Source organism: Runella defluvii, from assembly GCF_014195535.1.
Classification (GTDB): domain Bacteria; phylum Bacteroidota; class Bacteroidia; order Cytophagales; family Spirosomataceae; genus Runella; species Runella defluvii.
Window position 1 is genome coordinate 177,901 of record NZ_JACIBY010000003.1, and the last position, 21,105, is coordinate 199,005.

The 21,105-nt window shown below is 44.7% G+C and carries 16 protein-coding genes; 10 read left to right on the top strand and 6 right to left on the bottom strand.

Features of this window, described 5'->3' with window-relative positions; genetic code table 11:
• Window positions 1-439: 439 nt before the first annotated feature.
• The 4 genes from FHS57_RS08365 (at window position 440) to FHS57_RS08380 (ending at window position 6,738) form a co-directional block, all read left to right on the top strand.
• A complete protein-coding gene (locus FHS57_RS08365) occupies window positions 440-3,616 on the top strand; it encodes a SusC/RagA family TonB-linked outer membrane protein (RefSeq protein WP_183972465.1) in 3,177 nt (1,058 codons plus the stop codon).
• Between the two features lie 33 nt (window positions 3,617-3,649).
• Complete coding sequence (locus FHS57_RS08370; protein WP_183972467.1) at window positions 3,650-5,179, top strand: SusD/RagB family nutrient-binding outer membrane lipoprotein; 1,530 nt, start codon at window positions 3,650-3,652, stop codon at window positions 5,177-5,179.
• Window positions 5,180-5,298: 119 nt separating this feature from the next.
• A complete protein-coding gene (locus FHS57_RS08375; RefSeq protein ID WP_183972469.1) occupies window positions 5,299-5,886 on the top strand; it encodes a Crp/Fnr family transcriptional regulator in 588 nt (195 codons plus the stop codon).
• Window positions 5,887-5,964: 78 nt separating this feature from the next.
• Window positions 5,965-6,738 (top strand): alpha/beta hydrolase, encoded by a 774-nt coding sequence (locus FHS57_RS08380; RefSeq protein ID WP_183972471.1) that lies wholly within the window; start codon window positions 5,965-5,967, stop codon window positions 6,736-6,738.
• A 3-nt stretch (window positions 6,739-6,741) separates the two neighbouring features.
• Here the strand turns inward: FHS57_RS08380 and FHS57_RS08385 are convergent, their stop codons facing one another.
• The gene (locus tag FHS57_RS08385) at window positions 6,742-7,842 is read right to left on the bottom strand and encodes a DUF922 domain-containing protein (protein ID WP_183972472.1); all 1,101 of its coding nucleotides are present in this window, start codon (window positions 7,840-7,842) and stop codon (window positions 6,742-6,744) included.
• Window positions 7,843-7,906: 64 nt separating this feature from the next.
• On the opposite strand from FHS57_RS08385, the gene FHS57_RS08390 reads away from it, so the two are divergent.
• Genes FHS57_RS08390 through FHS57_RS08405 form a run of 4 tightly spaced genes read left to right on the top strand, consistent with a single transcriptional unit; the run spans window position 7,907 to window position 12,408 of the window.
• Complete coding sequence (locus tag FHS57_RS08390) at window positions 7,907-8,386, top strand: deoxycytidylate deaminase (RefSeq protein ID WP_122930674.1); 480 nt, start codon at window positions 7,907-7,909, stop codon at window positions 8,384-8,386.
• Between the two features lies 1 nt (window position 8,387).
• On the top strand, window positions 8,388-8,978 hold the full coding sequence (locus FHS57_RS08395; RefSeq protein ID WP_183972474.1) for an acyl carrier protein phosphodiesterase: 591 nt from the start codon (window positions 8,388-8,390) through the stop codon (window positions 8,976-8,978).
• Between the two features lie 33 nt (window positions 8,979-9,011).
• Window positions 9,012-11,297: a GH92 family glycosyl hydrolase gene (locus tag FHS57_RS08400; protein WP_183972476.1), complete on the top strand. Its 2,286-nt coding sequence runs from the start codon at window positions 9,012-9,014 to the stop codon at window positions 11,295-11,297.
• A 58-nt stretch (window positions 11,298-11,355) separates the two neighbouring features.
• Window positions 11,356-12,408, top strand: coding sequence for a VOC family protein (locus FHS57_RS08405; RefSeq protein ID WP_183972478.1), 1,053 nt, complete (start codon window positions 11,356-11,358; stop codon window positions 12,406-12,408).
• A gap of 41 nt (window positions 12,409-12,449) precedes the next feature.
• Here the strand turns inward: FHS57_RS08405 and FHS57_RS08410 are convergent, their stop codons facing one another.
• Window positions 12,450-13,319, bottom strand: coding sequence for an alpha/beta fold hydrolase (locus FHS57_RS08410; RefSeq protein ID WP_221225575.1), 870 nt, complete (start codon window positions 13,317-13,319; stop codon window positions 12,450-12,452).
• Window positions 13,319-13,774 (bottom strand): hypothetical protein, encoded by a 456-nt coding sequence (locus FHS57_RS08415; protein ID WP_221225576.1) that lies wholly within the window; start codon window positions 13,772-13,774, stop codon window positions 13,319-13,321. Before FHS57_RS08415 ends, FHS57_RS08410 begins: the two co-directional genes overlap by 1 nt.
• 113 nt (window positions 13,775-13,887) lie before the next feature.
• On the opposite strand from FHS57_RS08415, the gene FHS57_RS08420 reads away from it, so the two are divergent.
• Window positions 13,888-15,582: a T9SS type A sorting domain-containing protein gene (locus FHS57_RS08420; RefSeq protein WP_183972483.1), complete on the top strand. Its 1,695-nt coding sequence runs from the start codon at window positions 13,888-13,890 to the stop codon at window positions 15,580-15,582.
• A 129-nt stretch (window positions 15,583-15,711) separates the two neighbouring features.
• A complete protein-coding gene (locus FHS57_RS08425; RefSeq protein ID WP_183972485.1) occupies window positions 15,712-18,168 on the top strand; it encodes a TonB-dependent receptor plug domain-containing protein in 2,457 nt (818 codons plus the stop codon).
• A gap of 216 nt (window positions 18,169-18,384) precedes the next feature.
• Here FHS57_RS08425 and FHS57_RS08430 read toward each other — a convergent pair whose 3' ends face one another.
• The 3 genes from FHS57_RS08430 to FHS57_RS08440 all read right to left on the bottom strand — a co-directional run bounded on the left by FHS57_RS08430 (window position 18,385) and on the right by FHS57_RS08440 (window position 20,958).
• Window positions 18,385-18,939 carry an NIF family HAD-type phosphatase gene (locus FHS57_RS08430; protein WP_183972487.1) on the bottom strand — a complete coding sequence of 185 codons (555 nt, stop codon included), beginning with the start codon at window positions 18,937-18,939 and terminating at the stop codon, window positions 18,385-18,387.
• A gap of 330 nt (window positions 18,940-19,269) precedes the next feature.
• Window positions 19,270-19,716, bottom strand: coding sequence for a GNAT family N-acetyltransferase (locus FHS57_RS08435; RefSeq protein ID WP_183972489.1), 447 nt, complete (start codon window positions 19,714-19,716; stop codon window positions 19,270-19,272).
• Window positions 19,717-19,959: 243 nt separating this feature from the next.
• The gene (locus tag FHS57_RS08440; protein WP_183972491.1) at window positions 19,960-20,958 is read right to left on the bottom strand and encodes a serine hydrolase domain-containing protein; all 999 of its coding nucleotides are present in this window, start codon (window positions 20,956-20,958) and stop codon (window positions 19,960-19,962) included.
• Between the last annotated feature and the right edge of the window lie 147 nt (window positions 20,959-21,105).

A 21,105-nucleotide genomic window follows, 5' to 3' on the forward strand; every position in this document is an offset into this window, starting at 1 on the left:
GCAACGACCACCAAACAAAGCATTTTCTTGGATAATTTCAATTACGCCTTGTTGGAGTGAAAATGTACCTAAATATAGTTTTTTGTTTTAATAAAAAATAGAAAACGTCGGATAAAAAAGGGAGGCTTATAGTTTAATTTACCTATACTATGGCTCATGTTTTTTTGAAAAAAATAGGGACTTTTGACAATAGAGTTAATGTTTTGATAACAACGTTGGCTTTTGTGTGTAGAATGCCTAAACTATTTTTGCACCACTTTTGCTCACGAATGTAAAAGAAATAGTATATTAGCAACCTCATCATTTTAAATAAATCATTCACAAACTAACTTAATTAACTAACTGATCAAACACTGTTTCTGCCCTTCTTTGCCACCGTTTTACGCGTGGAAATTGTATTTTTTTGTTTTTTTATTTCCCAACTCTCAATAAAAAGCAAATGAGAAAAACGTTACTTTCCCACATTTTGCTGAAAGACAGGAGCCCATTGTTATTTGTAGCGGGTTCTATGCTTTCGCTTTCTGTACTAACCAGTTCAACTATCACGGGGGCGTATGCTGCCACCCCACCCTCACACAAAGTAGGGACTCAGAAAGCAGCACAAGACATTACTGGAACAATTACCGATGAAAATGGTGAGGCGCTTCCAGGAGTGAACGTTGTTGAAAAAGGAACAACCAATGGTACGCTTACGGATGCCGCTGGTAAGTTCAAACTTTCGGTGAAAAGCGACAAATCCGTCCTTTCCATCTCTTTCATTGGATATGCTTCTCAAGAAATTGTGGTAGGTACCCAAACTTCACTTTCCATTAAAATGACAACCGATACCAAAATCTTGAACGAGGTAGTGGTAACGGCTTTGGGGGTGAAACGCGAAGAAAAATCACTAGGGTATGCCGTACAAAAAGTATCAGGCCCTTCGCTCCAAACGGTAAAGGGAGTAAGCGTTGGTACGTCATTGACGGGCCGCGTATCGGGTTTGTGGGTACGCAACAGTACGGAGTTTAACCAAATGCCAGCCATCAGCTTGCGGGGTGAATCGCCGCTTATTGTGATTGATGGGGTACCTTATAATAACATCTCTCTCAACAACATCGCGCAAGATGACATCGAGAGCGTTGACGTGTTGAAAGGACCAACGGCTTCGGCTTTGTACGGTTCTCGCGGAGGTAGCGGTGCCATCATTGTCACGACCAAGAAAGGGGCGTCAGGCAAAGGGCTTACCGTTACGGTCAACTCCAACAACATGTTCAATGCAGGTTTCTTGATGCTTCCCAAAGTACAAAGTTCATACAGCGCAGGGATTGGTGGGGTGTATGACCCAACTGACTACGTGTGGGGACAAAAATTGGACGCGGGTAAAATGGCAAACCAATGGAATCCATTTACCAAACAAATGGAAATGCGTGAGCTAGTATCAAGCGGAAAAGACAACTTCAATGATTTCTTGGTTCCAGGGTTGATTACCAACAATAGCGTAAGTGTGGCACAAACGGGCGAAAATGGTAGTTTCCGTGCCTCGTTGACCCACGTTTACAATAAAGGCCAATATCCAAACTTGACCTCAAACAACTACAACTTTACCCTAAGTGGTGAGATGAAAGTGGGCGATCGTTTCAAGTTGTCGAGCCAAATGGGCTATAACAAGCGTAACGCCCCCCAAATCATGGGAGCAGGGTATAGCGACCAAGGCTACATGTACAATATCTTAATTTGGATGGGACCTGAGTACCGTTTGGCCGATTACAAGGACAACTATTGGTTGATTCCTGACGTTCAGCAAAACTGGCATTACAAGGCTTGGTACGACAACCCGTATTTGATGGCGCACGAAAAAGTATGGGGTGTTTACGAAAACCGTTTGAATGCGAATCTTACCGCTACGTATAAATTGTTTGAAGGAGCTAACTTGGTGATTCGTCCTGGTTTTGATTTGTATAGCAACGACGAAACAAAACGTAATCCGCCAAACATTCTCTCAAACCGTGGATGGGATACCCCAGGTTTGTATTCGATTAACAAAAGTACGGGTTATAGTTTCAATGGAGACGCCTTGTTGACCTACAATAAAAACTTTGGCGAGTTCAACATTGATGGATTGCTAGGAGCGGCTATTTATAAAATGGATAACAACAGCTTGTATAGCTCAACACGGAGTGGTATTTTGATTCCAGGTTATTATTCGTTGAATAACTCGGTTGAACGTCCTAACGTATCTGTGGGAGCAGATCCACTTGGATTTACTGACGTTAGTAAAGGAACCCGCGCTAAGCAAGTAAATAGTGCTTACGCGAAGTTAACACTTTCGTACAAAAACATGCTCTTCTTGGATGCAACAGGTCGTAATGACTGGAGCTCAACCATGCCTAAAAACTCACGTTCGTACTTCTATCCATCGGTGGGTGGTAGCTTCGTGATCAGTGAAGTATTGGGTACAATGCCTTCTTGGCTTGATTTCTGGAAATTGCGCGGTTCTTGGACGCTTTCTAAGTCTGATTTGGGTATTTATGCTACCAACCAAACGTACGGAACGACGATTGGTGCGTGGAATACATTTAACTCAGCAGCTTACCCGACGACCATCCGTAACGCTGAAAACATCCTTCCAGAAACTAACCGTACGTGGGAAGTGGGAACGGCGGCGTATTTCTTGAAAAAACGCTTAAAATTGGACGTAGCGTACTTCAACAAATACACCTACAACCGTCAAACATTTGCCAACGTTTCTACCGCTTCAGGATTTAACAGTACACTTATCAACTGGGATGAGACGATTGTAAGAAGAGGTTTGGAAGTGAGCCTTGATGCAACCATACTTAAAAACAAAGATTGGCAATGGGATGCCACCGCCAATTACTCGTACAACCACCGTTATTTCAAAGAAATTGCGCCAAATTCAGCTAAAAATGCTTGGACTGTCGCAGGTGGACGTATGGATGTTTACACAGACCGTGTGTGGATGACCGACCCAGCTTCTGGAAGCATGATTCACCGTACCAATGGTTTGCCATTGTTGAGCGATTATAGCTACTTACGTGGTTACACAGATCCTAAATTCTTGTGGGGCTTTGCCAATACCATCAAATACAAGCAATTCAATTTGATGGTCAACTTCGACGGCCGCGTAGGTGGAGTATTGAACAACTATACTTCGTACAAAATGTGGGATACGGGTGCGCACCCAGATTCAGACAACCAATGGAGATACGACGAAGTGGTGAACAAAAACAAATCGTTCGTAGGACAAGGAGTGATTGTGAAGTCAGGCGCCGTAACGTTTGATAGCTTTGGTAACATTACCAACGACACGCGCGTATTCGCTCCAAACGAAGCCAAAGTATCGTACCAAGATTACGCTCGCTCGTACGGCGACGGAACTCGCGGTATCACCGATGCGACGTTCTTCAAACTTAGAGAGGTGTCTTTAGGCTACAACCTTCCTTCAAACATCGCCAAGTTGCTCGGAGCACGTTCTGGTTCTATTTCTTTGACAGGCCAAAACGTATGGATGTGGACAAAAGCTTTCCGTTTTGCTGACCCAGACAAAGCAGACGATACGCAGTTGACATCGCCTTCAGTTCGTTACATGGGAGGTAACATCACGTTGACGTTCTAAGAATCAATTGCATCACATTAAAAAGAATTAGGTATGAAATTTACATTGAAAAAATACTTTTTAATCGCGGTGGCGGGTCTTTCAATGAGCAGTTGCTCAAACTTTGATCAGATCAATACCAACCCCAACGCGGCGACCAAAGCGTCTGCGCCCATGCTGGCAACTACGCTTATCCTTGATGTATCGAGAAACTCACTCGGAAGCATCTCGTCGATGATGAACGGAAAATCCATCATCCGTATGGAGTTCCCCGAAAATGCGCAATACAATTACCTCGGAAGAGCGAATTTTGACGGCTTGGCGGTGTTGAACAACGTCGAAAAGATGATTGAACTATCACCCGATGGCGCGTACAAAAACTCATTTACCGCTCTCGGAAAATTTGTAAGAGCGAATAAGTTTTTCTGGTTGTCGATGCAGTTGGGAGATATTCCTTATGCCGAGGCTTTGTTGGGTGAAAAAGGGACATTGAACCCTAAATATTCGACCCAAAAAGAAGTAATGGCGGGGGTATTGAACGAACTAGAAGAAGCCGACAAATTGTTTGCCAGCGGTATCAAATTCGACGGTGACCCTATCTACGGTGGAGACATCACAAAGTGGAGAAAATTGGTGAATACCTTTGAGCTTCAAGTATTGTTGCACTTGTACCGCAAAACGGGCGAGGCAGATTTGAAAGTAAAAGAGCGTTTTAACACCATCGTTACCACCAAGCCTATCTTTGAAAGCAACGCTGACAACTTCCAAGTGACCTATTCGGACTTGGCGGGTCAACGTTATCCGTTCTACAAACTAGGAAACACGACGCGCTTATACACCATGATGACAAACGTGGTTGTGGATAGACTCAAAGATTTGGAAGACTACCGTTTGTTCTACTATGCCGATCCTTCGCCAGTGAAAATCGCCAAAGGGGCAGCGATTGATAGCTGGGATTCTTACTTGGGTTATGATCCTTCGATGGTTTACGGAGATTTGACAACCATTTTTGGGGGCAAGGATTACTCAAACGTAAATAGTCGCTACCTCGAACTTGCCAACGCAGAGCCTGTATATATTCTCAGCTACGCCATGGCTAAATTTATGTTGGCAGAAGGTGCGCTTCGTGGCTGGATTACTAGCTCGGCAAGCACACATTATACGGATGGTATCAAAGCGAGTATGAAGTTTACGGCTGGTTTTACCCCTGACAACGAGATGTTCCACCACAAACGTAAAATGACGGATGCTTACATTGATTCGTACGCAGCTTCAGACAAAGTGAAGTTGAAAACGACGGCTAGTGAAGCCGTGCAGTTGGAGCAAATCATTACGCAGCGTTATTTGAGCACATTTATGCTCCATGCGCCGTTTGATGCGTTTTTTGAAAACCGTCGTACAGGTTTCCCTGTGTTCCCATTGAATCCTAAGTCAAACTTGAACGTACCTGCTGACAAGTTTCCAGTTCGTTGGATTTATCCACAAAAAGAATTGGATTACAACACAGCGAACGTAAACAGCGCGATTCAGTCGCAGTACGCTGGAAACGACGACTACAACAAACCGATGTGGATTCTTCAATAAAATTGTAAGGTTTCCAATAGTAACAACAACCCGCGCGATTCTCGTGCGGGTTGTTGTTTTTATGGCCATCAACGCTTATTTTTAATCAAAAAGCCATCGTTCCTAAATCACCCAATGAAATGACAGATAGTGAAAAATTACAAATGGCACTCCAACATTTTGCAGGGCTCACCGCCGACGATTTTGGACTTTCGGCGGGGTATTGGAAACAAAAAACCTATAAAAAAGGCGAATACTACAACCGCCACCGTACCATCTGCAAAGATTTAGGTTTTGTTACGACTGGGGTGTTTCGGTCGTTTACGGTGGATGAGGCAACGGGGGAGGAGAAAAACGTTTTTTTGTATTCGGCCAACGGCTTTGTGGTGTCCTTCAAAAGTTTTATCAACCAAGCCCCCTGCGACTACCATACCCAAGCACTGACCGATGCGACGGTTATTTTTATCAATATTCTTGACCTTTTAAGCTTGTATAAGCAGTCTCACGCATGGGAAAAGTTTGGGAGGCTGCTGGCCCAGGAAGCGTTCAATGTCAGCATGGGGCGACTGGAAGGTTTTTTGTTTAAATCGCCCGAACAACGCTACCTTGAATTAATAGAACACCACCCCGACATCTTCAATAATGTGCCGCTCTATCATATTTCTTCTTACTTAGGAATTCAAGGGCCGTCTTTGAGCCGTATCCGAAAAAGATTAGCGCGTAAGTGATTCGATTTTAACTCAGGTTAAAATTATTGCCAACCTTGAGTGAGACCTTTGTGTCATCAAAATCAAACACTTACGAAAATGAAATCGACCAAAACAATCGTACTTATTCACGGACTTTTTGTAAACAACACAAGCTGGGCGCAATGGAAAACTTATTTTGAAGCGCAAGGCTACAAGGTTTATACCCCTGCCAACCCAGGCCACGAAGGCGTGCCTTCGGAACTGCGCACGACGGTTCACCCCGACCTGACCAAAACGGGTTTTGAGGATGTGGTAATGAACATCGTAAAGCTCATTGATACGTTACCAGAAAAACCCATCGTCGTTGGGCATTCTTTGGCGGGGCTTGTTGTCCAAAAATTAATTGAACTGGACAAAGCCGTGGCGGGTGTTAGCATCGACGGAGCGCCTCCAAAAAATGTTTTGGCACCTTGGGCAACGGTTAAAATTGTGTTGCCAGTAGTGAATTTCTTTAAAGGCAACCAGCCTTATCTTGGCACAAAAGAATGGTATCACAAAGCCTTTTTTAACAACTATTCCAAAGAAGAAAGCGACCGTTTGTACGACCAAATTGCAGTTCCTGAAAGTAGAAAAATTGCCCGTGATACGCTGTTGAGTTCATTTTCGGCGATTGACTTCAAAAAACCACACCAACCTTTGTTGTTTATTGGAGGAGCGAAGGATGCGATTTTTGCTTCCTCGTTTACAAAACGTATCGCAAGTTCGTACAAAGACAAAAACAGCCTCGTTGACTTCAAAGAGTTTGAGGGGCGGAGTCACTTCATAGCGGGAGAAAAAGGCTGGGAAGAAGTGGCTGCCTATGTGCTTAACTGGATAAAAAAAGTGGCGTAATGCTCAGGGATGGGCGGGTTTGATGCCGTAACTGCGAAGCTCGTCCCGCACTTTTTTGACCCATTCGGCTTGTTGGGGTTTGTTGATGCCGTGGGCCGTCTCTTCGTCGTATTGTTGCTGAAGTTCAGTGTGCTTGCGGTAAAATTCGATGTACTGATACTGGATTTCGCTGCTGAAATCTTCGGGCGAAATGGCCATTGTTTTTAAGTGCCGCCGAAAGCGCTCCGAAACCAAGCGGGTGATGTCAAAGTGCAATTGTTCGTGGTCAAGGACATAGTCATTTTTAGAATCTTGGCGTACCCACGAAATTGTTTTGTCCATCCAAACTTTGGTCTTAACCCTGAGTTCCAGCACCCGATTGTTGACCGAAGACCGTGCTTCAAAACCAAAACTGGTGAATATTTGGGCGGCCCAGCGGCTTAATACGCTGGGTGCGCCCATAAAGTCTTTCCATACCAAGGGGCGTTCAGAATGATAGTACAGCGTGTCTCCGTCGGAAATGGGTAAATTATCTTCAAAAATAAGTTTAAGCTCCCGTACAAAGACGTCGGACGTTTTTATGCCTTTTGAGAACCAGCTATTAAAGCCTTTGAGCTGGTTTTCAATGAGTTTTCGTAACATGGATTCGATGACATCCTCGGGTGTTACGCCCGAGCGCGTGTAGGTACTTGCGGCACTGGCACCCGTCAGGGCTGTTCGCTTACCTTCTCGATACGTCTCGAAGTTGAGTCCTAATTTGATTTCACCGTTGACGCGGTTGGCGGGCGTGAGGGTTTCGCTGATGCGTAATTCTTTGATAACGACGATGATAGGAACCAAGGTGTCGGTTTTGGTAGGATTGAAGGTACGGTTCAAAAAAGTCTCAATGGCCTTGGCCGCTCCTCCTTGTAGCACGGCTGTAATGGGTTGGGGCCGACTCCAAATTTTGCCAATGTTGGGGGTGACGGCGCGCTCGTCCACTACTTGCGCAATATAGTAGCCATTGGGCCTGATACTCAAGCGTTCAGGTTGAAGTGTCAAGGTTTGAACCTGTGCCAAAATCACGTTTGGAAACAACCATCCCAAGAAAAGGCAGTGCATAATTGCCTTTAAAACATGCTTCATACCTCTTCTTTTTGTTACTTTGCAGATTCTCGCTGGTTCAATCACGGTATTCTATTCAAACTTTATGGCTTCACAGGAACGTCCCGCATTCGACGATATTTTTATGGAATTGGCTCAAAATTTAGCACGGCGCTCGCATTGTATTAAAGCGCAAGTGGGGGCTGTCCTTACCAAAGATACACGGATTATTTCAATTGGATACAACGGCCCACCGTCAGGAACGCACAACTGTGACGAAGAGTTTCCTGAAACGGGCTGCCCGCGCGATTCGAAGGGAAGTTGCTCGTTGGCGTTACATGCCGAGCAAAATGCGATTTTGTATGCTGTCAAAAACGGCGCAAACCTCGAAGGAACAACGCTTTACGTAACGCTTTCGCCCTGCATTGCGTGCGCGCGGGTGATTTATACCATGAAAATAAAACGGGTCATTTTTTTGGACTCGTATGCGGCTTACAAAGGCATTGGTATCGACGAAGGCGTGGAGTTTTTGCGCAAATTTGGGGTACAAGTAGAACGCCACCACTCGGCGGTTATCGCACAATAAAATGAACTATCTCGCACATTTTTATTTGTCGTTTGGTCAAAAACCGCTGGTTGTGGGCAATTTACTGGGCGATTTTGTGCGAGGTCGCCTCGACCACCCTCGGAATGCACATTACACAACACCCATCCGACAGGGTATTTTGCTGCACCGACACATAGATTCTTTTACGGATGCGCATCCCGTGGGGTTGGCTTGCCGCCAAGCATTGCCTTCCAGTTTTGGTAAGTATCGGGGCGTTGTGATGGACATGTACTTTGATTATTTTTTGGCCAAACATTTTAACGACTACCACGCCCAACCCCTGCCTGACTTTGTAGCAGAAGTATATCAAACATTGGAAGCCAATAGAGCCATTTTACCCGCCGACGCCTTGCTACTGGTCGATTCGATGATAAAATACGATTGGCTATATCATTACCAGTTTATTGAAGGAATGAATCGTTCGTTTCAGGGTATGTCGCGTCGGTTTGCTTTTTTAAAAGGCATCGAACACGCAGGAGCGGAGTTAGCGGAGAAAGAATCGCAGTACGAAAGCTATTTTCGCTCGTTTTTTCCTGATTTGGTGAGTAGTTGTGAAGATTTTCTTATTTAGATACTGGTATAGTTGAACCATTTGCTAGTTAGAATGAAACGTCTTTTACTACTGGTGGGGCTTTTGCCCCTTGTTTGTTTTGCTCAAAAAACACCCGTGGATTACGTCAATCCCTTGATTGGCTCGGCACCTTCTACCACCGAAAGTGCCCGCCGACACAGTGAAGGAGCAAGCGAGTTGCGCGGGCAAATTGCACCTGCCATTGGCCATCCGCACGGCATGACGACCTGGACGCCACAAACCCGCGCCACCGAAACCAAATGTATAGCTCCCTATTATTATAACGACCCAAAAATCAACGGTTTTCGTGCGACACACTGGCTTAATGGAAGCTGCGTACAAGATTATGGTAGCCTGACGTTGATGCCGATTTCGGGCAAACTTCGCATTGCCGCTGCTGACCGTGCCGCTTCGTATTCGCACGCCCAAGAAGTAGTTTCGCCGTCGTACTATTCGGTTGAACTAACCGACGCGCACATCAAAGCAGAAGTATCGGCAACGAAGCGTTCGGGCTTGTTGAAATTTACGTTTCAGGACAAAGCACCTGCGTACCTATTAATTGAACCCAACAGCGATGAAGGCGAAGGTTACGTCGAAATTGTGCCCGACCGCAACGAACTGGTTGTTTATAATCCTGTGCATCGTATTTACCAAGGCAGCGGACAATCGGCTGGCTTTAGCGGGTATTACGTCATTCAGTTTGAAAAACCGTTTAAAAATTTCGGAACGTGGGAAGGCAACGAAATTCAGCCCCGTAGCCAAAAAGTAAAAGGGGCAGGAAATCGGGTGTCGGTTGGGGCTTATGTTGAAATAGATATAACGACCAATCCCGTGGTCAACGTTCGGGTGGGCTCTTCCTTTACGGATGCCGCTGGAGCGCGAACCAACCTCACCAGCGAACTGGCACATTGGGACTTGCACAAAGTCAAAGCACAAGCCGCCGAAGCATGGAACAAAGAACTGGGGCGCATTGCCATCAAAGGCAGCGAGCAGACCAAAACGTTGTTTTATACGGCCTTGTACCATACCAAGCATACACCTCGGCTTTTTTCGGACGTGGACGGGCGCTATCCAGGCTTTGCCGATGACAGCGAAATCCATACAACCAAGGGATTTGACTACTATTGTGATTTCAGTCTTTGGGACACATTTCGGGCTGGAATGCCGCTCCATACGTTGTTAGAACCACAGCGTTCGTCGCATTTTATGCAGTCGCTGGTAACCAAAGCCGAACAAGGTGGATGGATGCCGATATTTCCGTGTTGGAATCATTTTACGGCTGCCATGATTGGCGACCACGTGGCGTCGGCCATGGCCGATGCTTATGCCAAAGGGATTCGAGGTTTTGATGTTCAAAAAGGGTACCACTATTTACACCAAAATGCCTTTACGCCCAATGCCGACCCCAAAAGCTACGAAGCAGGCAAGGGGCGCAGGGCGTTGGTGAGTTATTTGAAATACAACTACATTCCGCTCGAAGACTCCGTGTGGCAAGCGTTTCATAAGCGAGAACAAACTTCGCGCACGCTGGAGTATGCTTACGACGATTTTTGTCTGAGCACATTGGCAAAGGCGTTGGGCAAAACGGCAGATTATGAGGCACTTCGCCGCCGAGCATTGAATTATAAAAACGTTATTGATCCCGCAACGGGCTGGGCAAGAGGACGTTATGCCAACGGACAATGGAGCAGAAATTTTGACCCTTATGCCACGAGGGTACCATTTATTACGGAAGGCTCTCCTGCACAATACACTTGGTTTGTTCCGCACGATGTCCAAGGGTTAATTGCACAAGTGGGTGGACGTGAGCGTTTTATCGCAAAGTTGGATACCATGTTTGAACAAGGGAAATATTGGCACGGCAACGAACCTGGCAACCACACGGTGTATTTGTATGCCTACGGCGGCGAACCTTGGAAAACCCAAAAATGGGTGCGGCAGCTGGTAGAAGAGGAGTACTCGACAGACGCGGGCGGTTTGAGCGGCAACGAAGACGGCGGGCAAATGTCGGCTTGGTTGGTTTTTAGCATGGTTGGATTTTACCCAGTTTGTCCAGGAAAGCCCTACTACGTGCTGGGAAGCCCGAGTGTAGAAGAGGCAACGTTGCGGTTGGCCAATGGGAAATCTTTTCAACTTATTGCCAAAAAGCAAAGCCCTAAAAATAGATATATTCGGTCGGCTGTGCTGAATGGAAAACCTTTAAAAACAGCGTTTTTGACCCACGAACAACTTCAAAATGGTGGCGTATTAGAATTAGAAATGAGCGAAACTCCAAACCTCAAATGGGGGAAAGAGGTCGATAAGTTGTCTTCATATTAAAAAAAACTTCTTATATTAGCCATCATCAAATAACCCAACCCCCTCTTTCTCTACTTTTATGAATGCACTAATTAGCGGAATTCAACAAGTGGGTATTGGTGTTCCAAACGCCAATGATGCCTTTACGTGGTACCGAAAAACACTTGGTCTGAATGTTCCCATTTTTAATGATGAAGCAGATGCGAAATTGATGACGTGTTATACTTCAGGGGAAGTTCGTCGTCGTCATGCCATCATGGCCTTAAACATGGCGGGCGGCGGAGGTGTCGAAATTTGGCAGTACAAAAATCGCATTCCAGTCGAACCCACCTTTGAGCCTGTGTTGGGTGATTTAGGGATTTTTTCTATCAAAATTAAATGCCTTGACGTTCCTACGTTTTATACACAACTCAGCAGCAAGGAGAAAAAATCGGCTTTAGGTGCTTCTCCCGAAAACCGCAAGCAATTTTGGCTGCGCGATTTCCGTAATAACATTCTTCAAATTGTGCCCAACGACTCGTGGTTTCGTCCCAATGGCCACCTAACAGGGGGTGTGTGCGGAGCAGTTATCGGGGTAAGTGACATGGACAAAGCCATTACTTTTTACGCAGGAACGCTTCAAATCGACCAAATCGTTTATGATAAAACGGGCACTTTCGAGGATTTTGCGTTTTTGGGCGTCGAGAAGCAACGTTTTCGTCGGGTGTTGTTGCGCAAAACGTTGGGCAAAGTAGGCGCATTTGGCAAGCTACTCGGCGGTATCGAAATCGAGCTGGTACAGGCGTTGGATCGGACTCCGCGCAAAATTTTTGAAGACCGCGATTGGGGCGATGCAGGTTTTATTCACCTTTGTTTTGATGCCCTTGACATGGATGCCCTCAAGAATCAGTGCCAAGCCAATGGTTTTCCGTTTACGGTCGATAGCGCCGATTCGTTTGACATGGGCGAAGCCGCAGGACGATTCTCGTACGTAGAAGACCCCGACGGAACACTTATTGAGTTTGTCGAAACGCACAAAGTGCCTATCGTGAAGAAATTGGGAATTTATCTCAACTTGAAAAAAAGAAAGAAACAAACACACTTACCCGACTGGATGGTAGCGACCCTGGGTTGGGGCAAAGTAAAAGATTAATAGTTGTCAAACGCCATCGCACAACGCGGTGGCGTTTTGTTTTAAGAGCGATGAGGGGGATATATTTCCTCCAAAAAAGCAATAACGGCATTGGTAAAAGCATGGTTAGAATCGCCTGCTACCATGTGACCTGCGCCCGAAACGGTGGTGCTCCGAACGTGCGGCACTGCATCCAAAAACTCCGCCATCACCCGCTCGCTCACCACGTCGCTCATGCCACCACGAACGATAAGCGTGGGCGCTTTTAGCCGCTGGGCGGCTTGATAAAGACGTTCTTCGTACGCAATTTGTTGGTCGGGGGTAGCATTTTTCCACACGTGGAGCATTTGTGGATCCCAATGCCAATAATACCGTCCTTCACGAAAACGGAGGTTTTTTTCTAACCGACTGGGGTCATAATTTTTTGAGCGCTGTGGCAAGTAGGCCGATACGGCAGCAGCGGCTTCTTCCAAGCTGCCAAAACCACTTTCGAGGTGTGAGCTCATAAAGGCAAAAATACGCTCAATTCCCTTTTGTTCGGCTTTAGGTGCAATGTCCACTAAGACAATGGCTGAGGCGAGCGATTCGTCCGATTCGCCGTCTAACACCATGGCGGTGAGCCCGCCCATGGAAGCGCCAACAAGGGCGGGTTTGGTGCCAAGTTGACGAATAATTGCTTTTAAATCAGCGACTAGACCATCCACCAAGTAGTTGCCCGTGACTGACCAATCGCTTTCTCCGTGCCCACGGGCGTCGTAAGTGATGGCATACCAACCTTGGTCTGCTAATTTTTGGGCGGTATCTCCCCACGAATGACGCGTTTGCCCGCCACCATGAAGTAAAATTAAGGGTGGATGGGCTGGGTTTCCCCAACCTTCTGCCGACAGAAAAAAATGAGGTTCTGTTTCAAACCGAATCGGGTGAGATGGCATTAAATTGCGGGGACAAGTTCCAAAAACACGTCAAAATTGAGGCCACTATAAACAGCAGTATGACGTAAACTCATCCGAGCGCGGTCAAGTTTATTGATGGGGTAGTTGCCCTTAAATGTTTTGCCTAAGTCGATGTACAACGTTTTAGAATTGTCCAACAAATCCCAAGCACCACCTTGCTGCACCGTCAGGGCGACGGGGTCGAGTGCGCGTACCGTTTTGTCTTCCTTAAAATAAATATATACTTCAAAAAAGCTTTTGACTTCGGTAGGCAACAAGTTTTTGTCAATGGTATTGCCGTTTAAGTCGGTGATTTTGTTAACTTTCCAAGGATTGGTTGTTAATACACTAATCGTTGCATCGGGCGTAGTTGGGGTGTCAGTTACCTCTACTTTCTTACAATTTGCAAGAAAAATTGACACGAATACGAAACAAAGAACCGACCACTTTTTCATAGCTTTTGATTACGGGTTAAATTTGTGCTCAAATTTAGCGTTTTTCTAAGACAATCCGCTGAGATAGGATATTGGTTGACGGACGTTGGGGAATCATTTTAAACTTTATACGATTGAAAAACAAGAATAATATACCGTTTCGAGTTACCCATTTAGTTGTTAAAATTGCTTGTGTGCTGGCAGGGTTTGGAGGAATGGAGCTAAAAGCACAAGAATGTACTTCGTCGTTTCAATGGACACCCGTCAAAACGAATAACGTTATCGAATGGGAAAAATTTCCTGCCTTTTCGCTGCCGTTTACAATTATCTATGAAGGGCCACGCTTTGGCGACACAAAATCGCTCCCACTTAGTCGCGGGTTTAGCCATTTAGCTACTTTTTCGGGAAATGAAAGTGCGACCTTGCCCTTCGAGCAGCGAGCAGTGACTTGGTACCACGTAGCCACTGAAGCGGGTAGCCAACCTTGGGCCGACAGGGCGATAAGAAGTCCTTGGGGAAATGATCAAAACGTGTACAATTCGATTTGGGAGAACCAACTTCGTGGTCACGCCGATGCCTTTCAAGATTCACAGGGCGGAAAGCCGTTGGCCTATAGTATTGTTGGACTCGACATCGAACGGATTTTTGATACTGACCGCGAAATAGCAGCCATAAAAACCCAACCAAGGATTCCTGAGGCATACCGTTCCTTGAGCGACGCGCAGTTTGTGGAACGATACAAGCGCGATATGCAGCGACAATATGCCGCACCCGTTGATTTTTTGCGTAAAAAATCAGTGGAGACTACCAAAATTGGGAGCTACAGCGATGCTTTGGTTCGGGGAAGTTTTACCAATTGGCTGGCCATGGACTTGACAACTTGGAAAGATTGGACGACCAACTCCAATTTGTTACTGCACGTGATGAAAGACTCGACGTCGGGCCAACCTGGAGGGCCTTTTTACAACCAACTCAACCTGCTCACACCTTCTTGTTATTACTATTACGACTACAATACCTCTCCTTTGGGCAAAGATTATTTGGCCTATTTGCTGTTTGTTATTGAGGCCAATCGGGTGTGGTCCGACAAGCCCGTGATTCCTTACATCTGGATGCGTTACCACGATGCGTTTAACCCAACAGTGCCTTTTGTTCCTTCGTTTGTGGCAGAGGCTACGGCCATTTTTCCTTTCTTTTCGGGTGCGAAAGGGCTTTGGCTTTGGGAGGCACCCGTTGACGATACTCGCCAAGATAACTACGCGAGTTATGAATATTTTATTGGTGGTTTGTACCGTTTATCGCAGTTTAAGGAGTTTTTTGAGGGGGCCAATCAGTTGGTCATTCCCACGCCTGCCCTGGAATCATCGAAGGCAAAATCAGCCATTTGGCGTGGCGTTGTTAAAGGCTCAAACATTCTTATTGCGGCCCAAAACCCCTATGTTTCGTCGGATACCCAAGAAACAACAATCAATGTAAGTTTTCAAAATTGGCAAAAAACAATCACCCTCAAAGGCCGCGAAGTGTTTTTATGTTCTTTTGATTTGAATACCATTACATCGGTGGAGGAAACGCATGGATTAAAAGACATAAAAGTGACGCCTAATCCCGCCCACGAAAAAATTTACTATCGGGTGGAAAGCGTGTCGAGTGCAGCGGCCTCCATTTTTCTGACCGACCTCGTAGGAAAAGTGCATTCAAAAGAAGAAGCGATGCTTAAAGAGGGCATCAACGAACGTGAAATCAATGCTTCAAAATTACCAACGGGTACTTACCTACTTCACGTAGAAGTGAATGGGCGGCGACTATCCGAACGAGTACTTATTAAGTGACATAGTTTGGTCTGTTTGCGGTACGTTTTTGCCAGTTTACTATTCGGTTAGTTTTTTTTGTTGCGAAGTACACAATTGTTAGTTATACTTGCGTTATTTCTAAAACCCAAACTAAAATAGTGTACAGCCATGTATCGTAGTTTTATTCTGATTGCCCTTAGCTCGGTGTTGCTGGGGGCCAAAGTTCTTCCGTGGGAAGACAAGTGGTTAGACAAATTGGTCGCCAAGTTTGAAAAATACCAACAAACCTATCCTGCCGAAAAGGCGTATTTGCACCTTGACCGTCCCTATTATTCAACGGGGGAAACGATTTGGTTTAAAGCCTATTTAGTGTACGGAATCAGCCATGCCGCCGATTCGGTCAGCCGCGTTTTGTACGTTGATTTGGTGGACAAAACAACATCAAAAGTGGTGTTGCTCAAAAAAGTATCCTTAAACGGGGGAATAGGTCACGGCGAAATGGCCCTGGCAGATTCGTTGCAGGAGGGAGAGTACCAACTTCGTGCTTACACCCAGTGGATGCGCAATTTTTCGGAAGATTTTTACTTCCACCGCGACGTTCGCGTACTAAAGTCCAACAAACCAGTTACTTCGTTGCCCCACAATGCGGATGACATTGACGTGCAATTTATGCCCGAAGGCGGAGATTTGGTGCAAGGATTAGAAGGTCGGGTGGCTTTCAAAGCCGTCAACGCGCTAGGGAAAGGCGTTGGAATCACAGGGGCGGTAGTCAGTCAAACCAATGATACCTTGGCAGGGTTTTCGACCTCGCACCTCGGGATGGGATTTTTCAGTTTTATGCCCGAAGCTGGTCAAGAGTACCGTATCGAAGTACGAAAACCTAACGGACAGTACGTGAAATACCCTATTCCTAAGGTTAAAAAAGAAGGGTTTACGGTGACGGTCGATAATTTGTCCAACAAAGACAACGTGAGGGTGATTGTGCGCCATAACAAACCGCTGAATCCGTCGGCAGAAATGTCGATTTTTGTTCATACCCGTGGGGCCGTGGGCTACGCTGCCAAGGCAACTTTGGCCAAAAAAACGGTTTTATTCAATATCCCACGTGCTAATTTGAACGACGGAATTACGCACATCACGGTTTTTGACGAAAATAACCTTCCGACGGCAGAGCGACTGGTGTATATTCAGCGCAATCGGGAGATTGAGTTACAAATTGCAAGTGATAAAAATGCGTACAAACCACGGGAAAAAGTGGAATTGGAGATTACAGCAAAAGACTCCGAGGGTAATCCTGTAATGGGTAACTTTTCATTGGCTGCTACAGACGCAAAACAAGTGCTTGATAAAGAGCCCAATGCGTTGTCGATTCGCTCGTATTTTCTGCTTGCGTCAGATGTCAAAGGAAGCATTGAACAACCAAGTTATTATTTCGACAAAACAAACCCAAATGCGGCGGCGCAACTGGACATTTTGCTGATGACGCAAGGGTGGCGTCGCTTTAACTGGGGTGAAGTACTGAAAGATTCGTTAGCGCCTGCTCCTTTTTACGTAGAACAAGGCATTTCATTTTCGGGAAAAGTAGCGCGTATGAACAAAAAACAGCCTGGAAAGGTGAAATTGACCTATCTGCTGGTTCAGAAGGATAGCACGCGGTCGGTCTTGATGGGCGAAACGGCCGAAACGGGTGAGTTTTTGGTCTATGACCTCGATGTGCGCGACACAACTACTGTGCTGGTGCAGGCAGTTACAGAGCGCGGAAACCGAAACTTATCCATCATGCTTAACCCATTTCAACCTGCCAAAGTATCTTTTACAAAAATACCCTTCAATCCCATCGAATTTGACCCCAACGAACTTGCTGAATACCTCAAGCGTACGGAAGAGTACTTGCGAATTGAGCGCCAAATTCGGGCAAGTCGGGAGCAATTGTTAAATGAAGTAGTAGTAAAAGCCAAACGCCCCGACCCAATCAAAGACGATTCGCGCCGTGCCATGTATGGGGAGCCTAGCAATACCGTAAAATTTGACAACATGAATACGGCGGGAGCGATGTCGATTTTTGACGTTATTCAGGGGCGAGTACCTGGGGTTCAAATCACGGGAAGTGGCATGAATCGCTCCATCCAAATCAGAGGAGCAGCCAACTTTAGTGGAGCGGTTGAGCCCTTGTTTTTGCTGGATGGTATGGCTGTGAGCAAAGATGCCATTGTTTCAATTCCACCAAGCGATGTGGAGGCGGTTGACATTTTGAAGGGCGCCAACGCCGCTATTTATGGTAGCCAAGGTGGCGGGGGAGTGGTAGCGATTTTAACCAAGCGGGGTGGCTCATCTTACGACTGGACCAAAGACAAAGCCGAAGGGGTGATTACGGAGAAAATACTGGGCTACAGCCCCGTGCGGGAATTTTACGCACCCAAATACGACAAAGCAATTCCCGAACACGTTCAGCCTGACTTTCGGGCTACGTTGTATTGGTCGCCGATGATACAGACCGATAAGGAAGGAAAAGCCAAGGTTTCTTTTTTTGCCTCTGACGCCCAAACCGACGTAAAAGTTCGGGTAGAAGGCATGAATTCTACGGGGGCAATGGGTGTGAAAGAAAGTACGTTTAAAGTTAACTAGGTAGCTGAAAAGCAAAAAAGCCGCCCCGACAATTCATCGAGGGCGGCTTTTGCGTGAATGGGGGTGAGGGTGTGAGCGGGAGACGTGTGCGATTGGGGTAGTTGCACTTTCAACGATAACTCCAAAACAAAAAAGGGTTTGGTGGGTACTTGCCGCCACCGAAGGTTTCGTTCAACAGCGCCTTCATGACTTGGCCTTCAGCCACCAGCTTAGTTATTATGTGCCGCCTTTGTTTGTCCTCCAACCACGTTTTTCAATTGTCCGAACATTGTCAACATTTTTTAAAGTCAGCAAATAGTCCTGCAAATGTTTGAGTTCTTCATCTGTTGCATTACCCGAAAATTCGTTGATATAAATTGCGTTTCCGTAATTGTTTCTTGATTTTTGAGGGGTGTCGTCAACTATAATGATTTTCTCAAGTCTAAACCCTTTCTTCTTTAGTTTGTTAAGACGTTTTTCAAAATAGTAATTGTCAAAAGTATAATCTCTTTTTAGAGAACATCTGCTACGTCCCCAAATAATTTCAAGTTCTACATTGTCTGGTTTTATGTTATTTGCGATTTCGGTTACATAGGCGTCGTCCGCCGAACTCCAAATTCCAATTTTAAAATGTTTTGAGATGTCCACAAGAAACTGGTCAAGGTGAGGTCGTTTATGAACAAAATATTTGTCAAACTTAAAGTCTGCCGAAAAACCCAATTCTTTTTCAGTGGCGTGAATTAGTGTTTCGTCTAAGTCAAGGATTAAAAGTTTGTCAGATTTTTCGTCCATTTGTCAACTAGTAAGTGGGCCTGTAAGGTGGCAAATAACTCCCAAATATACGCAACTTTTGTGTTGGTACTGCCAAAATAGGAAAGTTCTCACTAATTTTCAAGTAATTGTTGTATTGTGCTGAAAATAAGATGTTTGTCTGCTATTGATTTGGGCAGTTTGATGTCGCGAGCGTGACACTTTCGCTAACTGAGGTCGGATTTTTATGGATTGGCTTTCAGCTACTACGAAAGCTTAATTAACAGTGGCAGTTGTCCTAGAACGAGTTGGGGCTTCGTCTAAGCTCCTCGAACTTTCAAGTAAGGTCTCCATCATATTGCCAAACTACTGTTAGCGGTTCGGGCTTGTTGCCCAGTCATCATACGTCATTTCAAATTTAATTTCCTTGGTTCCGTGTGTTCCAACTTCTGTCCATCCTGCTTTTCTGTAAAACTTTTCTGCTCTTGTATTAAAAGCAGTTCCTAACCAGACTTTTTCCTTTGTCTGTGTAAAATACCACTCTAACATTGTGTCGTGCAATAGTTTTCCAATACCTTTTTTCTCAAATTTAGGGTCTAAAAATAACGCCCAAATGTTATTTTCCTTCAAGTCAGCAATAGCAAAACCCACAATTTGTTTGTCAATTTCGCAAACCCATCCTTTTCCTCTTTTTGTAATAAACTCTTCGCAATCTTCGTCTGTCACCAAGTTAGGATTTGACAATGTATTTTCAGTTACAGAATTTCTTACGATCTGAATTTGTTTTATGTCGTCAATGGTAGCTTCTCTAATAGTCATAATTTATTTCATTCTGTTTATTTTTCTGTCGATGGGTTATCCTAAATTGTCAACTGTTTGTTGTCGCTGTGTCGCTTTATTGTGCTGACTTTTCAAGGTATATAATGTTGAAAAGGCTAGAAGCCTTAAAATAAATAGCACGAGTGTGACACTCGCGCTATCGGGAGTTTTATGGCGTGGCTTTCAGCCATTACTAAAGCTTAGTTACCAGCGTCTGGTGGTAGTCGATAAACTATCCAAAAGTTATTTCACAACCTCGGAACACAATGGTTCTATTAATTTCATATAGGTGTCGGGGTGAATATTAGAGCAAAAGGTTAATGCTTTTTGGGTTTGGCGATTGAGAAAAATGGAAGAGGAAAAACCTGCTGTTCCGCCATTTATTTTTAAAACAGGCTCCGTTTCAGGAGATTTTACCAACACCCAACCAATTGCCGAATAAACCTCTGGTTTAGCCAAAACAGCATTAGAAACTTGTAAATCCATCATTTTATTCCTCACATCTAAAGTTGCTATTGCAAATTTTGCCAAATCTTCGGATGTGGAAATAATACCAATGCAACCATCAAGAATTCCGCCATCCCAATATGGTGTAAAATTTCCTTCTTTATCTAAGCCTTTAATCAATTTTGTGGAAATCTTATTAATGTTAAATGCCGAATGCTGCATTTTCAATGGCTTGAAAATTTTTGCTTCAACTATTTCTGCAAAAGATTGTCCTTGAATCCTCGACATAATATAACTAAGCAAACCAAAGCCTAAATTTGAATACATTACTCTTTCTCCAGGCTGAGATTCAATTTTAAGGTCATTTTTTAAATAGCCTATTAAATCTTCTTCATAGTAATTACTAAAAGGGTTTTCTTTAATAAAATTTCTTCTATCGTCATACCAAATTGGCATTCTCGGAAGTCCAGAGGTATGCATACCTAATTGTTTCAACGTTATAGCTGTATTATCTTTCAGTTCAAAGTGAAGAAAATCTGAAATTGGGTCGTCAAGACGAACTTTACCTTCAACTGCTAATTGTGCTAGTACATTCCCTGTAAAAGATTTAGTAACAGAGCCTATTTCAAATGCTGATGTTTTATTGTTTGGGTAAGAAATTTCTTCACCTTCATTTTTTAATCCGTAATAAGTTGTCGTATTATTTTCCGTCACAGAAATTGAAACTTCCGTGTAAACTGGTAAAATTTTAATAATGTTTGTGATCTTATCTATAAACTCTTCAGGTCGTGTCATTTGATAGTTTTGTTGTTGTCTGCTTGCTGCTGTCGGTTTTTAGCTTTGCGTTCGAGCGGGTTTCGAAGTACAAAGTTCCAAATTTATTACTAATGTTTATTAGAAGAACAAAGCTTTAAGTATGTATGTCAGTACGCCTTACTCAAA

Excerpts from the sequence above, each read along its gene's own strand:
- FHS57_RS08365 (WP_183972465.1), top strand. The coding sequence starts at position 440 with ATGAGAAAAACGTTACTTTCCCACATTTTGCTGAAAGACAGGAGCCCA.
- FHS57_RS08370 (WP_183972467.1), top strand. The coding sequence starts at position 3,650 with ATGAAATTTACATTGAAAAAATACTTTTTAATCGCGGTGGCGGGTCTT.
- FHS57_RS08375 (WP_183972469.1), top strand. The coding sequence starts at position 5,299 with ATGACAGATAGTGAAAAATTACAAATGGCACTCCAACATTTTGCAGGG.
- FHS57_RS08380 (WP_183972471.1), top strand. The coding sequence starts at position 5,965 with ATGAAATCGACCAAAACAATCGTACTTATTCACGGACTTTTTGTAAAC.
- FHS57_RS08385 (WP_183972472.1), bottom strand. The coding sequence starts at position 7,842 with ATGAAGCATGTTTTAAAGGCAATTATGCACTGCCTTTTCTTGGGATGG.
- FHS57_RS08390 (WP_122930674.1), top strand. The coding sequence starts at position 7,907 with ATGGCTTCACAGGAACGTCCCGCATTCGACGATATTTTTATGGAATTG.
- FHS57_RS08395 (WP_183972474.1), top strand. The coding sequence starts at position 8,388 with ATGAACTATCTCGCACATTTTTATTTGTCGTTTGGTCAAAAACCGCTG.
- FHS57_RS08400 (WP_183972476.1), top strand. The coding sequence starts at position 9,012 with ATGAAACGTCTTTTACTACTGGTGGGGCTTTTGCCCCTTGTTTGTTTT.
- FHS57_RS08405 (WP_183972478.1), top strand. The coding sequence starts at position 11,356 with ATGAATGCACTAATTAGCGGAATTCAACAAGTGGGTATTGGTGTTCCA.
- FHS57_RS08410 (WP_221225575.1), bottom strand. The coding sequence starts at position 13,319 with ATGCCATCTCACCCGATTCGGTTTGAAACAGAACCTCATTTTTTTCTG.
- FHS57_RS08415 (WP_221225576.1), bottom strand. The coding sequence starts at position 13,774 with ATGAAAAAGTGGTCGGTTCTTTGTTTCGTATTCGTGTCAATTTTTCTT.
- FHS57_RS08425 (WP_183972485.1), top strand. The coding sequence starts at position 15,712 with ATGTATCGTAGTTTTATTCTGATTGCCCTTAGCTCGGTGTTGCTGGGG.
- FHS57_RS08430 (WP_183972487.1), bottom strand. The coding sequence starts at position 18,939 with ATGGACGAAAAATCTGACAAACTTTTAATCCTTGACTTAGACGAAACA.
- FHS57_RS08435 (WP_183972489.1), bottom strand. The coding sequence starts at position 19,716 with ATGACTATTAGAGAAGCTACCATTGACGACATAAAACAAATTCAGATC.
- FHS57_RS08440 (WP_183972491.1), bottom strand. The coding sequence starts at position 20,958 with ATGACACGACCTGAAGAGTTTATAGATAAGATCACAAACATTATTAAA.